This is a genomic window from Streptomyces niveiscabiei (genome assembly GCF_033794345.1).
GTDB classification, from domain to species: domain Bacteria; phylum Actinomycetota; class Actinomycetes; order Streptomycetales; family Streptomycetaceae; genus Streptomyces; species Streptomyces niveiscabiei.
Map to the genome: position 1 here is coordinate 314274 of NZ_JARAYJ010000002.1, position 12327 is coordinate 326600.

The 12327-nt window shown below is 72.1% G+C and carries 13 protein-coding genes; 8 read left to right on the plus strand and 5 right to left on the minus strand.

What is annotated here, in order from left to right:
• Positions 1-2 precede the first annotated feature (2 nt).
• Positions 3-848, minus strand: coding sequence for a LysR family transcriptional regulator (locus PV682_RS03610; protein WP_319723885.1), 846 nt, complete (start codon positions 846-848; stop codon positions 3-5).
• A 121-nt stretch (positions 849-969) separates the two neighbouring features.
• Here PV682_RS03610 and PV682_RS03615 point away from each other — a divergent pair, with 121 nt between their 5' ends.
• Positions 970-1848, plus strand: coding sequence for an NAD(P)H-binding protein (locus PV682_RS03615; protein ID WP_319723887.1), 879 nt, complete (start codon positions 970-972; stop codon positions 1846-1848).
• Here the strand turns inward: PV682_RS03615 and PV682_RS03620 are convergent.
• Positions 1824-2708: a LysR family transcriptional regulator gene (locus PV682_RS03620; protein ID WP_319723889.1), complete on the minus strand. Its 885-nt coding sequence runs from the start codon at positions 2706-2708 to the stop codon at positions 1824-1826. The genes PV682_RS03615 and PV682_RS03620 overlap by 25 nt on opposite strands.
• A gap of 120 nt (positions 2709-2828) precedes the next feature.
• On the opposite strand from PV682_RS03620, the gene PV682_RS03625 reads away from it, so the two are divergent.
• The 6 genes from PV682_RS03625 to PV682_RS03650 all read left to right on the plus strand — a co-directional run bounded on the left by PV682_RS03625 (position 2829) and on the right by PV682_RS03650 (position 8983).
• Positions 2829-3500, plus strand: coding sequence for a succinate dehydrogenase (locus PV682_RS03625; RefSeq protein WP_319724195.1), 672 nt, complete (start codon positions 2829-2831; stop codon positions 3498-3500).
• A gap of 2 nt (positions 3501-3502) precedes the next feature.
• Positions 3503-5452: a fumarate reductase/succinate dehydrogenase flavoprotein subunit gene (locus PV682_RS03630; RefSeq protein ID WP_319723891.1), complete on the plus strand. Its 1950-nt coding sequence runs from the start codon at positions 3503-3505 to the stop codon at positions 5450-5452.
• Complete coding sequence (locus PV682_RS03635) at positions 5449-6198, plus strand: succinate dehydrogenase/fumarate reductase iron-sulfur subunit (RefSeq protein ID WP_112476083.1); 750 nt, start codon at positions 5449-5451, stop codon at positions 6196-6198. The genes PV682_RS03630 and PV682_RS03635 overlap by 4 nt, the downstream gene beginning before the upstream one ends.
• A gap of 208 nt (positions 6199-6406) precedes the next feature.
• A complete protein-coding gene (locus tag PV682_RS03640) occupies positions 6407-7177 on the plus strand; it encodes a GNAT family N-acetyltransferase (RefSeq protein WP_319723894.1) in 771 nt (256 codons plus the stop codon).
• On the plus strand, positions 7177-7938 hold the full coding sequence (locus PV682_RS03645; RefSeq protein WP_319723896.1) for a lysophospholipid acyltransferase family protein: 762 nt from the start codon (positions 7177-7179) through the stop codon (positions 7936-7938). Before PV682_RS03640 ends, PV682_RS03645 begins: the two co-directional genes overlap by 1 nt.
• Positions 7939-7942: 4 nt before the next feature.
• Positions 7943-8983 (plus strand): NAD-dependent epimerase/dehydratase family protein, encoded by a 1041-nt coding sequence (locus PV682_RS03650; RefSeq protein ID WP_319723898.1) that lies wholly within the window; start codon positions 7943-7945, stop codon positions 8981-8983.
• On the opposite strand, the gene PV682_RS03655 is transcribed toward PV682_RS03650, so the two are convergent.
• The 3 genes from PV682_RS03655 to PV682_RS03665 are packed head-to-tail and all read right to left on the minus strand — an operon-like array spanning position 8947 to position 11519.
• Entirely contained in the window at positions 8947-9948 is a 1002-nt protein-coding gene (locus PV682_RS03655; protein ID WP_319723899.1) for an LLM class flavin-dependent oxidoreductase, read from the minus strand. The genes PV682_RS03650 and PV682_RS03655 overlap by 37 nt on opposite strands.
• Positions 9949-9955: 7 nt before the next feature.
• Positions 9956-11026, minus strand: coding sequence for a LacI family DNA-binding transcriptional regulator (locus PV682_RS03660; RefSeq protein WP_319723901.1), 1071 nt, complete (start codon positions 11024-11026; stop codon positions 9956-9958).
• Between the two features lie 40 nt (positions 11027-11066).
• Positions 11067-11519 carry an Lrp/AsnC family transcriptional regulator gene (locus PV682_RS03665; RefSeq protein ID WP_055722609.1) on the minus strand — a complete coding sequence of 151 codons (453 nt, stop codon included), beginning with the start codon at positions 11517-11519 and terminating at the stop codon, positions 11067-11069.
• An 81-nt stretch (positions 11520-11600) separates the two neighbouring features.
• Here PV682_RS03665 and PV682_RS03670 point away from each other — a divergent pair, with 81 nt between their 5' ends.
• On the plus strand, positions 11601-12212 hold the full coding sequence (locus PV682_RS03670) for a LysE family translocator (RefSeq protein WP_319723903.1): 612 nt from the start codon (positions 11601-11603) through the stop codon (positions 12210-12212).
• Positions 12213-12327: the final 115 nt, after the last annotated feature.

Below are 12327 nucleotides of genomic sequence, written 5' to 3' on the forward strand. Positions count from 1 at the left end.
CCTCAGGTGATGGCGGGCTTACGGGATTCCTGTGCGGCCTCCTCCGCCGCTCGCACCAGCGCCGCCACCGCCGTGGACCGGGACCGCTCGGGCCAGGCCACCGCCAGCGCCGATGCGGGTGCGTCGGTGACCGGCCTGTACACCACCCCCGGGCGGGGATAGCGGGTCGCCACCGAGGCCGGGAACAGGGTGAACAGGTCACCGAGGGCGATCAGGGCGAGGAGCTGGGCCAGATCGCGGCCGGGGGCGCGGACCCGGTCCAGGAAGCCGTTCAGGTCGCCGGCGGTCAGGTCCAGGTCCGCGAGGGTCACGTGGGCGCGCGCCGCCAAGGGGTGGCTCGCGGCGAGGGCGGCCACGCGGGGTTCCGTGAGGAGGGTCTCCGCGTCCAGGCCGGTGCGGTCGTACGGTTCGTGGATCAGGGCCACGTCCGCCTCGCCCCGGCGCAGCAGGCGGGGCTGTTCGTGCCAGGCGCAGAGGCGGACGGTGACCGGGAGGGCCGCCGGGGTGGTGGCGTAACGGGCCAGCAGGGGTTCCAGGAGGCCCGCGTCGCCGTCCGCCTTCACCGCCAGGACCAGCTTCGGGGCGGAGTCCCCCGCGCGGCGGGTGCGCTGGATCGCCGCGTCCAGCGCGTCCAGGGCGAAGCGGGCCTCGTCCAGGAGGACCGTGCCCGCCGGGGTGAGGGTCACGTGGTGGGTGGTGCGTTCGAGGAGGGTGACCCCCATCTCGCGTTCCAGTTTCGCGATCGTCCGGGACAACGGGGGCGGGGAGATGCCCAGACGGGCCGCGGCCCGGGTGAAGTTGAGTTCCTCGGCTACGGCGACGAAACAGCGCAGGGCACGGGAATCCATGCGGCCCCCCTCGTGGTGTTGCCCTGAGGGTAACAACCCTGTCCCGGGCGGAACTTCAGTCGGCGGGGCGGCCGGGAGAGGCTCGGGGCAGTCCAGTCGAGACCTCTCCCGGGAGCCTTCCGTGATCGTCCTCACCACCCCGACCGGCCAGATCGGCCGCCTCCTCCTCGCCGCCCTGACGACAGCCGGCGCCGACCTCAGAGTGATCGCCCGCGACCCCGCCCGCCTCACCCCGGCCGTCCGTGGCGCCGTGGACGTCGTCCCCGGCTCGCACGCCGACCCCGACGTCCTCGACAAGGCGTTCAGCGGAGCCGACCAGGTGTTCTGGCTGGTCCCCCCGGCCCCGTCCGCCCCCACGTACCGCGCGCACTTCGACGCCTTCACCACCCCGCTGACGAAGGCGCTCACCGCCCACGCCGTACGCCGGGTCGTCACCGTCTCCACCCTGGGCCGGGGCATCGCCCGCGACGCCGGTCTCATCTCCGCCACCCTCGACCTGGACGACGCGATCCGCGCGACCGGCGTCGCGCACCGCGCCGTATGCCCCCCGTTCCTCATGGAGAACCTCCTGCGCCAGGCGGACGCGATCCGTGACACCGGCGTCCTGCGGCTGCCCTCGTTGCGGGACCGGGTCCTGCGGACCTGCGCGGTGGCCGACGTCGCCGGCACGTCCGCACGCCTCCTGCTCGACGGGACCTGGTCGGGACAGCGGGACGTCCCGGTCGTGGGCCCCGACACCCTGACCCCGGAGGGGATGGCCACCACCCTGGGGGAGGTGCTCGGCCGTCACATCACCTTCGAACAGGCGACGTTGCCCGACCAGGCGGAGTCCCTGCGCCGAACCGGCGCACCCGAAGGCTGGATCCAGGGCATGACGGACATGACCCGGGCCCTGAACGAGCAGGACTTCTACGGCAGTTCCGCGCCGAGCACCCCGGCGAACGCCCCCACCGGCCTGCGCGCGTGGGCGAAGGCTCACCTCTCCAGCAGCATCCGCTGAAGCTCCCGCGCGGCCCTCGGCGGAGCCACATCACTCCGATGGGCGAGCGCGATCGTCCGGTGCAACCCCGGCCGGGCCAGCGGCGTCACCCGCAGCCCGTGCCCGGACCGCGCCGCGACCATGCGCGGGACGACGGCGACGCCGAGCCCGGCGCGCACGAACCCGAGCACCGCGTCCATCTCCCCGCCCTCGACGGCGAACTCCGGCTCGAACCCGGCTGACCGGCACGCGGCGACGGTGAGTTCCCGCAGGTCGTACCCGTGCCGGAACATCACGAGCCGCTCCCCGGCGAGGTCGGCGACCCGGACGGCGCGCCGCCCGCCGCCGGGGCGGGGCGCGTCGAGGGACGACACGACGACCAGGTCCTCGCGCAGCAGCTCGACGGTCGTGAGCGCGGGCGCCGGCGCGGGCAGGGGCAGGACGACGAGCGCGAGGTCCAGCGCGCCCCGGGCGAGTTCGCGGATGAGATCGTGCGAACCGCCCTCCTCGACGAGGAGCTGCACGCCGGGATAGCGGTCGTGGAAGGCCCGCAGCACGTCGGGCAGCAAGCCCGTGCACAGACTCGGCGTCGCCCCAAGACGCACCCGCCCGCCCCTCAACTGGACCAGCTCCCGCACCTCGTACCGCGCGGTCTCGGCGTCCGCGAGGATGCGGCGGGCCAGCGGGAGGAGCGCCTCGCCGGCGTCCGTGAGCGTGATGTTGCCCCGGGCCCGCAGGAAGAGATCCGCGCCGAGCTCCCGCTCCAGCGCCTTGATCTGTTGCGACAGCGAAGGCTGCGCGACGTGCACGGCCTCGGCGGCCCGCGTGAAGTGGCGGGCCTCCGCGACGGCGACGAAGTACTGAAGCTGCTGGAACTGCATGACCCCACCATAGGCTCCGGCTATCGAATCAAGCCGGACCATGTCTTGGACCGATGGGCCGGAACGCGTCTAGCGTTCTGAGCCATGGCTCTGGCAACGCGGACGGACCGACGGCCGTCGATGGCGCGCACCGTGTGGGACTCCTCCGTCGGCAAGAAGACCGTGATGGCCGTCAGCGGCCTGATCATGCTCGGCTACCTCGTCGTCCACATGCTCGGCAACCTGAAGATCTTCTTCGGGGCCGGCGAGTTCAACCACTACGCCCACTGGCTGCGCACGATCGGCGAGCCGTTCATGCACTACGAGTGGACCCTGTGGGTGATCCGCGTGGTGCTGGTGATCGCCGTGGTCGCCCACGCGGTCTCCGCCTACCAGCTCAGCCGCCGCGACCTCAAGGCACGGCCCAGCAAGTACGTGCACGCCAAACGGCGTGCCAGCTACGCGACCCGCACCATGCGCTGGGGCGGGGTCATCCTCGGCCTGTTCATCGTCTGGCACCTCCTCGACCTGACGACCGGCACCGTCCACAGCGGCGGCTTCCAGGAGGGCAGGCCGTACCAGAACGTCGTGGACACCTTCTCCACCTGGTACGGCAACGCCATCTACCTCACGGCGATGCTCGCCCTCGGCCTGCACGTGCGGCACGGGTTCTGGGCCGCCGCGCAGACCCTCGGCGCCGGGAGCCGGACCCGCGACCGTGCCCTCAAGACCACGGCAAACGTTCTCGCGCTGCTGCTCACGGCCGGTTTTATCGCCGTACCCGTGGGCGTCATGACCGGAGTGGTGAGCTGACCATGACCCCTTACGTCGAGTACGCGACCGGTGCGCCGGTCGCCGACACCAAGGCGCCCTCGGGCGCGATCGCCGAGCGCTGGGACACCCGCCGCTTCGAGGCGAAGCTCGTCAACCCGGCCAACCGGCGGGGGCACACGGTGATCGTCGTCGGCACCGGGCTCGCCGGCGGCTCGGCGGGCGCGACCCTCGCCGAACAGGGCTACCACGTCGTCCAGTTCTGCTACCAGGACTCCCCGCGCCGTGCCCACTCCATCGCCGCGCAGGGCGGCATCAACGCCGCGAAGAACTACCGCAACGACGGCGACTCCATCCACCGCCTGTTCTACGACACCGTCAAGGGCGGCGACTTCAGGGCCCGCGAGTCCAACGTCCACCGCCTCGCCCAGATCTCGGTCGAGATCATCGACCAGTGCGTGGCGCAGGGCGTGCCGTTCGCCCGGGAGTACGGCGGGCTCCTCGACACGCGGTCCTTCGGCGGCGTCCAGGTCTCCCGCACCTTCTACGCGCGCGGGCAGACGGGCCAGCAACTCCTGCTGGGCGCCTACCAGGCGCTGTCCCGGCAGATCGCCGCCGGGAACGTCGAGATGCACCCGCGCACCGAGATGCTCGACCTGATCGTCGTCGACGGGAAGGCGCGCGGGATCGTCGCGCGGGATCTGATCACCGGGCGCGTCGAGACGTACTTCGCGGACGCCGTCGTCCTCGCCAGCGGCGGGTACGGCAACGTCTTCTACCTGTCGACGAACGCGATGAACTCCAACGCGACGGCCGTGTGGCGGGCGCACCGGCGCGGCGCCTACTTCGCCAACCCCTGCTTCACGCAGATCCACCCCACGTGCATCCCGCGTACCGGCGAGCATCAGTCGAAGCTGACGCTGATGAGCGAGTCGCTGCGCAACGACGGCCGGATCTGGGTGCCGAAGGCGAAGGGCGACACGCGGCCCGCGAACCAGATCCCCGAGGACGAACGCGACTACTACCTGGAGCGGATCTACCCCTCCTTCGGCAACCTCGTCCCCCGCGACATCGCCTCCCGCGCCGCGAAGAACGTGTGCGACGAGGGGCGCGGCGTCGGGCCCGGCGGGCAGGGGGTCTACCTCGACTTCGCCGACGCCGTCAAGCGCATGGGCCGCAAGGCCGTCGAGGCGAAGTACGGGAACCTCTTCGACATGTACCAGCGGATCACCGACGAGGATCCGTACGAGGTGCCGATGCGGATCTACCCGGCCGTGCACTACACGATGGGCGGGCTGTGGGTCGACTACGACCTCCAGACCACCGTCCCCGGCCTGTTCGCGATCGGCGAGGCCAACTTCTCCGACCACGGGGCGAACCGGCTCGGCGCGTCCGCGCTGATGCAGGGGCTCGCGGACGGGTACTTCGTGCTGCCGGCCACCATCAACGACTACCTCGCGCGCAACCCGCGGCAGAGCGAGGTGACGGTTGAACACCCCGTCGTCCAGGAGGTGTTGGCGGAGACCGAGGACCGGCTGAACCTGCTGCTGTCCGTCGACGGGGACCGCACGCCCGACTCCTTCCACCGTGAACTCGGTGAACTCATGTGGGAGTTCTGCGGGATGGCCCGCACCGATGCCGGGCTGCGCAAGGCCCTGGAGCGCATCCCCCAGATCCGCGAGGAGTTCTGGCGGCGCATCAAGGTCCCCGGTACCGGCGAGGAGTTCAACCAGTCGCTGGAGAAGGCCAACCGGATCGTCGACTACTTCGAACTCGCCGAGCTGATGTGCCTCGACGCGCTGCACCGCGCCGAGTCCTGCGGCGGGCACTTCCGCGAGGAGTCCCAGACGCCGGACGGCGAAGCCGCCCGCCACGACGAGGAGTTCGCCTACGCGGCGGCCTGGGAGTTCACCGGGACCGGCGAGGCGCCCACGCTCCACAGGGAAGACCTCGTCTTCGAGTACGTCCACCCCACCCAGCGGAGCTACGCATGAGGCTCACCCTGCGCGTCTGGCGCCAGCGCAACACCGAGGCCGACGGGGCCATGTCGACGTACGAGGTCGACGGGATCTCGCCCGACATGTCGTTCCTGGAGATGCTCGACACGCTCAACGAGGACCTGATCCTGCGCGGCGAGGAACCCGTCGCCTTCGACCACGACTGCCGGGAAGGCATCTGCGGCGCCTGCTCCCTGGTCATCAACGGCGACGCGCACGGACCGGAACGCACCACGACCTGCCAGCTCCACATGCGGTCCTTCTCCGACGGCGACACGATCGACGTCGAACCCTGGCGGGCCTCCGCGTTCCCCGTCATCAAGGACCTCGTCGTCGACCGCTCTGCCTTCGACCGCATCATCCAGGCCGGCGGCTACATCACCGCCCCCACGGGCGCGGCCCCCGAAGCCCACGCGACCCCGGTCCCGAAACCCGACGCCGACTTCGCCTTCGAACACGCGGAGTGCATCGGCTGCGGAGCCTGCGTCGCCGCGTGCCCCAACGGGGCGGCGATGCTGTTCACCTCGGCCAAGGTCAACCACCTGAACGTCCTGCCGCAGGGAGCGCCGGAGCGCGAGACCCGGGTGCTGGACATGGTCGCGCAGATGGACGAGGAGGGCTTCGGCGGCTGCACGCTCACGGGCGAGTGCGCGACGGCCTGCCCCAAGGGCATCCCCCTGGTGTCCATCACCGCGATGAACCGGGAGTGGCTGCGGGCGACACGGAAGTCCGCCAAGAGGTAAGGAGACGTTCGCCGGGAAGAGGCGGACGGGCGGGACCGGGAGTGGTGCTCATCCCCGGTCCCGTCTGGCTCTCCACCGACCGGCGCCCGGCGTTAAGCAACCTCACATCCCCCCTCCCGGAATTGGTCACGTACACGCCAACCGGCGTCGGGAGAACAGGGACGGCGGCACCGCTCGCCGTCGTTCGCCTGTTACTCGGGAGTGAGTTATGACCGGCGTTTCCACGCTCGACCGTCCCCAGCGGAATGTGGCGCCGATGCGCTACGCCGTGAGTCTGGCGCGCGGTGAGGAGGATGTACGGGCCGCGCAGCGGCTGCGGTACGAGGTGTTCGCGGGCGAGATGGGGGCCCTGCTCGGCGGGGTGGAGCCGGGCCTTGACGCCGACTCCTTCGACGCCTACTGCGATCACCTGCTCGTGCGCGACACCGGGACCGGCCAGGTGGTCGGGACGTACCGGCTGCTCCCGCCGGAGCGCGCGGCCGTCGCCGGACGCCTGTACTCCGAGGGCGAGTTCGACCTCGCGCCCCTGGCCGCGATCCGCCCGAACCTCGTCGAGGTCGGCCGCTCCTGCGTGCACCCCGAGCACCGGGACGGCGCCGTCATCTCGCTGATCTGGGCCGGCATCGCCCGCTACATGGTCGACGGCGGCCACGAGTGGCTGGCGGGCTGCTGCTCCGTACCGCTCGCCGACGGCGGGAAGCTCGCCGCCGCCACCTGGGACCGGGTCCGGGCGAAGAACCTCGCGCCGGAGGGGCTGCGGGTGCGCCCGCTGCTGCCGTGGGTGCCGAAGGAGCCCGCCCCGGCGGAGCGCACCGAACTGCCCGCGCTGCTGCGCGGCTACCTGCGGCTGGGCGCCTGGGTGTGCGGGGAGCCCGCGCACGACCCGGACTTCGGGGTCGCCGACCTGTACGTGCTGCTGTCGATGCGCAAGGTCAACGCCCGCTACCTGCGCCACTTCCTCTCCCTCGTCCCGGCCTGATGAGCGGCTGGCTGCCCAGCGCGCCCTGCACCCCGAAGGCGTGCATCCAGCAGGGGCGCTGCACGCGCGGGTGGGGTGCGCCGAGGCTGCTGGCCGTGGTGGCGCTGATCCTCGCCGGGATCGCGGGCTCCTTCGCCGTGCGGTGGCTGCCGGGCGCGCTGGTGCGGGCCTGGGCACGCGGCGTCGTCCGCGCCTCCGGCGTACGCGTGCGGATCACCGGGGCCGCGCCCCCGGACGGCGGGCTGCTGGTCGTCGCGAACCACATCTCGTGGCTGGACGTGCCGCTGCTCGCGGCCGTGCGGCCCGCGAGGATGCTGGCCAAGCGGGAGATCCGGCAGTGGCCGGTCGCGGGCCCGATCGCCGCGCGCGCCGCGCTGTTCATCGACCGGGACCGGCTGCGCGCCCTGCCGGGCACGGTCGCGCACATCGCGCGGGCGCTGCGCGGGGGACAGGCGGTCGCCGTGTTCCCCGAGGGCTCCACCTGGTGCGGGCGCGAGCACGGCCGGTTCCGGCGCGCGGTGTTCCAGGCCGCGCTGGACGCCGGAACACCCGTGCAGCCGGTCCGCATCCGCTACCGCACCGCCGACGGACGCGAGTCCACCGCGCCCGCGTTCATCGGCGACGACACCCTCCTCGCGTCCGTGTGGCGGGTCGTCACCGCGCGGCACCTCGTCGCCGAGGTCGAGGTCCTGCCGCTCGTCGACCCCGCGAAACACCCCGACCGCAGGTCTCTCGCCCGCGCGGCCGAAGTGGGATCATGACCGGGTGGATACGGTCCTTGTCACGGGCGGCAGCGGCTTCGTCGCCGCCCATCTGGTACGGGAGTTGCTGGAGCGGGGCTACCGGGTGCACGCCACCGTCCGCAGCCTCACGGCCACCGCGAAGGTCGCCCCGCTCACCGCGCTCGGCGAGCAACACCCGGGCGCGCTACGCCTGTTCGAGGCCGACCTGATGCGGGACGGCTCCTTCGACGAGGCGGCACGGGACTGCTCCGTCGTCTTCCACGTCGCCTCGCCCTTCCTCATGCCGGAGAAGATCAAGGACGGCCAGAGAGACGTCGTCGACCCCGCGCTCACCGGAACACGCAACGTCCTCGGGGCGGTCGAGCGTACGGAGAGTGTGCGCAGGCTCGTGTTCACCTCCACGGTCGGCGCGATCTTCGGCGACTACTCCGACGTACTCACCGACATGGGCGGTGAGTTGACCGAGAAGTACGTCAACTCCAGCAGCACGGTGGCCAACAACCCGTACCACTACGCCAAGACCGTCGCCGAACAGGCCGCTTGGGAGGCGCACGGCGCTCAGGACCGGTGGTCCATGGTCGCCGTCAACCCCGGGCTGATCCTCGGGCCCTCCCTCACCCCGGCCTCCGACTCCGGCAGCCTCTTCCTCCTCGACGAGCTGTTCAAGGGCTACTTCTGTTACGGCGCACCGGACTTCAGCTTCACCACGGTCGACGTCCGCGACGTCGCCCTCGCGCACATCGCCGCCGCCGAGAACCCCGACGCGCACGGCCGGTACATCCTCGCCGAGCGGGAGATGACGTCGTTCCACCAGATGGCGACGCTGATCCGGCGGCACCACAAGAGCTGGCGGCTGCCCCGAACCGCCTTGCCGCACTGGCCCGTTCGCATCCTCGGGCCCGCGTTCGGGCTCACGCAGGACTACATCCGCAAGCATCTCGGCATCCGCTTCACCGTCGACAACCGGCGCAGCACCGAGGAGTTGGGCATCCGCTACCGGCCGGTCGAGGAGACGCTCGTGGACCACTACCGGTCGTGGATGACGTCCGCGAGCCGACGGTAGGAGTCGAGCAGGGCCGCGCGGTCGTACGTACTCGTCGTCACCAGCACCTCCCGCGCCCCCGTCTCCTTGACCAGCCGCTCCAGGGCCTCGGCGACCTGTTCCTCGGTGCCGGCAAGGTGGCCGGACAGGGCGTCGGTGTAGAAACCCCGCTGCTTGGCGGTCATCTCGCGGCGCTCGGCGTCCTCGGCGGGCGGGAGGGGCGGGAAGGCGCCGTGCGTGCGGGAGTACGCCGACGACCAGGCCTCCGGGATCAGGATGCGGTGGGCGTCCTCGGGGGTGGCGGCGACCGCGATCGTGCCCGAGATCACGACGTACGGCTCGGCCGCCCAGGAGGAGGGGCTGAACGCCGCGCGGTAGCGGTCGATGCCGGACAGCATTCTGTCGCGGTCGCGCAGGTCACCGATGACCATCGGGAGGCCGAGGCGCGCGGCGATGTCGGCGCCCTCGCCCATGGCCAGCACGAACGGCGGCACGCTCAGGCCCTCGGCGGGGCGGGCGTGGACGCCGGTCGGGGAGGTGCCCGCGAACCAGCCGAGCAGCTCCTCGATCTGCGCGGCGAAGTCCTCGGCGGCGTCCTTGCCGTGGCCCAGCGCCTTGCGGACGCCGTCCGTGAAGCCGACCGAGCGGCCGAGGCCCATGTCGACGCGGCCCGGGTACAGCGACTCCAGGACCCCGAACTGCTCGGCGACGACCAGCGGGCGGTGGTTCGGCAGCATCACGCCGCCCGTGCCGACGCGGATCGTGCTCGTCGCCCCGGCGACGGCCGCCGCGAGCACGGTCGGCGCGGAACCGGCCACGCCGGGGACGCCGTGGTGCTCCGACACCCAGAACCGGTGGTAGCCCAGCGCCTCGACGTCCCGGGCCAGCGCGACCGTGTCCCGCAGCGCCTCGGCGGGGGAGTGGCCCTCGCGGGTGCGGGAGCGGTCGAGGACGGAGAAACGCGTTTCGGCGAGCAGTGAGGTCACACAGGGTTCAACGCTGTGCGGCGCGGGAGATTCCTGGTGGTGCCACCGACCGGCGTACGACCAGCTGGGTCCCGAGGACGACATGGTCGTCCCGCCCCCGCTCCTGAGCCGGACGCAGCGCCAACCGCACCGCCGTACGCCCGAGTTCCTCGTACGGGACCCGTACGGTCGTCAGGCCCGGCGTGAGGTCGGCGGCGAACGGGACGTCGTCGAAACCGATCACCGAGACGTCCTCCGGCACCTTCAGCCCCGCCTCCTTCAGCGCCGCCAGCGCGCCGACGGCGACCATGTCCGTGCCCGCGAAGACGGCCGTGAAGCGCACGCCCGCGCGCAGCGCGTCCCGGGTGCGGAGGTAGCCGGAGGAACGGGAGAAGGGGCCCGGTACGTCGAGCTCGGCGTCCGGCGCGACACCGTGCCCGCGCAACGCCTCCTCGAAACCCGCCCGGCGCTGCTCGGCCGTGCTGAAACGCCGCTCCCCGCCGAGGAACAGGATGCGGCGGTGCCCGGCGATCAGCAGGTGCGACGCCGCCTGGAAGGCGCCCGCGCGGTTGTCGTACTCGACGACCGACGCCGGGATCCCGGACGCCAGCGGCGGCCTGCCGACCAGCACCAGCCGTGACCCGGCCGCGTCCAGCGCCCGCGCGTACCCGGCCGTACGGCGCCGGTACGCGTCGTCCAGGAACGCGCCCCCGACCAGCAGGACCGCCGCCGCGTGCTGCTGGCGGGCGAGCTGGACCAGCGCGTCCTCGCGCGCCGGGTCGTCGCGCGTCGCGCACACCAGGCTGAGCCGGCCCCGGTCCGCCGCCTCCTGCTCGACCCCGGCGGCGACATGCGCCAGCGACGGGCCGGTGATGTCCTTCACGACCAGCGCGATCGGGCCCGCGACCTGGCCGGACAGGGCCTTGGCGTGCACGTTCACGACGTAGTGCAGCGCCTCGACGGCGGCCAGCACGCGCCTGCGGGTGCCCTCCGACACCGGGTAGTCGCCCGCGAGGGTCCGGGAGACGGTGGCCACCGACACACCCGCGCGCGCGGCGACGTCCCGGATCGTGCTGGGGCGTTGCTTTTCCCTGGTCACGGGGGCTGACGTTACTAGACGGCCGCGCCGGTCGTGCCGGTCACTCCGGCAGCGGGCGGTCGTCCACCACGTGCTTCATCACCAGCGTCGAGTTCAGGCGCTGGACGCCCGGCAGCGTCGCGAGGCGTTCGTCGTAGAGGCGCTGGTAGGCGGCCAGGTCGGCGGTGACCACCCGCAGCAGGTAGTCCGGGTCGCCGAACAGGCGCTGCGCCTGGACCACGTGCGGTACGGCCGCGAGGGCCGCCTCGAACTCCGCGACCGTGTCCCGGTCCTCCAGGCGCATCGTGACGAAGATCAGCGCCTCGAAGGCGAGGCCGACCGCCGCCGGTTCGACCACCGCGCGGTACCCCTTGATCGCACCCGAGCGCTCCAGGTCGCGCAGGCGGCGGTGACAGGGGGAGACGCTGAGCCGCACGCGGGCGGCGAGGTCGGTGATCGTCAGACGGCCGTCGAGCTGGAGCTCGGTAAGAATTTTCCGGTCTATGGCATCCACGGGGAGATTCTCCCCCTGAACGGCCGGTCACGCGGAAAAGACAGGAACATGTTCGGGGTGTTCCTCCCTAATCTTCCCCGCATGGACATATCGACCGTCGTCGCCTTCCTCGCCGTCGACCTGCTGCTCGTGTGCACGCCGGGGGCGGACTGGGCGTACGCGATCTCCGCCGGGCTGCGGGAGCGGGCCGTGCTGCCCGCCGTCGCCGGGCTCGTCACGGGGTACGTCGGGTACACGGTGCTCGCCGTCGCCGGGCTGGTCGTGGTCGTCGCGAGTTCGACGGCCCTGCTGACCGCGCTGACCGTCGCCGGGGCCGGATACCTGATGTGGCTGGGGTGGGGGGTGCTGACCCGGCCCGCCGCCGTGGGGGCGTCCGAGGCGGTCGCCGAATCGCCCGGGCGGATTCTGCTCAAGGGGGCCGGGATCAGCGGGCTGAATCCCAAGGCGCTGCTGTTGTACTTCTCGCTCTTCCCGCAGTTCGTCGACGCGGGGTCCGGGTGGCCGGTGGCCGCTCAGACGGGACTGCTCGGGGTGCTGCACACGGCAGCCTGCGCCGTCGTCTACCTCGGGGTGGGGTTCTTCGCCGGGGCCGTGCTGCGGACACGGCCCGGGGCGGCGCGGGTGGTGACCCGGGTGTCGGGGGTGCTGATGGTGGTGATCGGCGGGGTGCTGCTGGCCGAGCAGGTCTACTGAGGCCGTTGCCTGCCGGGCCTTGTCGTCAGGCCGCTCTACCTTCTTGATCGGGTTGATCGAGCCATTCGTAGGGTTGGGTCACCCAGGGGTGCCGGGTGTGGCTGTCAGGTCGCTG

Coding starts and splice junctions, on each gene's coding strand:
- PV682_RS03610 (WP_319723885.1), bottom strand. CDS start 848: ATGGATTCCCGTGCCCTGCGCTGTTTCGTCGCCGTAGCCGAGGAACTC.
- PV682_RS03620 (WP_319723889.1), bottom strand. CDS start 2,708: ATGCAGTTCCAGCAGCTTCAGTACTTCGTCGCCGTCGCGGAGGCCCGC.
- PV682_RS03625 (WP_319724195.1), top strand. CDS start 2,829: ATGGCGCGCACCGTGTGGGACTCCTCCGTCGGCAAGAAGACCGTGATG.
- PV682_RS03630 (WP_319723891.1), top strand. CDS start 3,503: ATGACCCCTTACGTCGAGTACGCGACCGGTGCGCCGGTCGCCGACACC.
- PV682_RS03635 (WP_112476083.1), top strand. CDS start 5,449: ATGAGGCTCACCCTGCGCGTCTGGCGCCAGCGCAACACCGAGGCCGAC.
- PV682_RS03640 (WP_319723894.1), top strand. CDS start 6,407: ATGACCGGCGTTTCCACGCTCGACCGTCCCCAGCGGAATGTGGCGCCG.
- PV682_RS03645 (WP_319723896.1), top strand. CDS start 7,177: ATGAGCGGCTGGCTGCCCAGCGCGCCCTGCACCCCGAAGGCGTGCATC.
- PV682_RS03670 (WP_319723903.1), top strand. CDS start 11,601: ATGGACATATCGACCGTCGTCGCCTTCCTCGCCGTCGACCTGCTGCTC.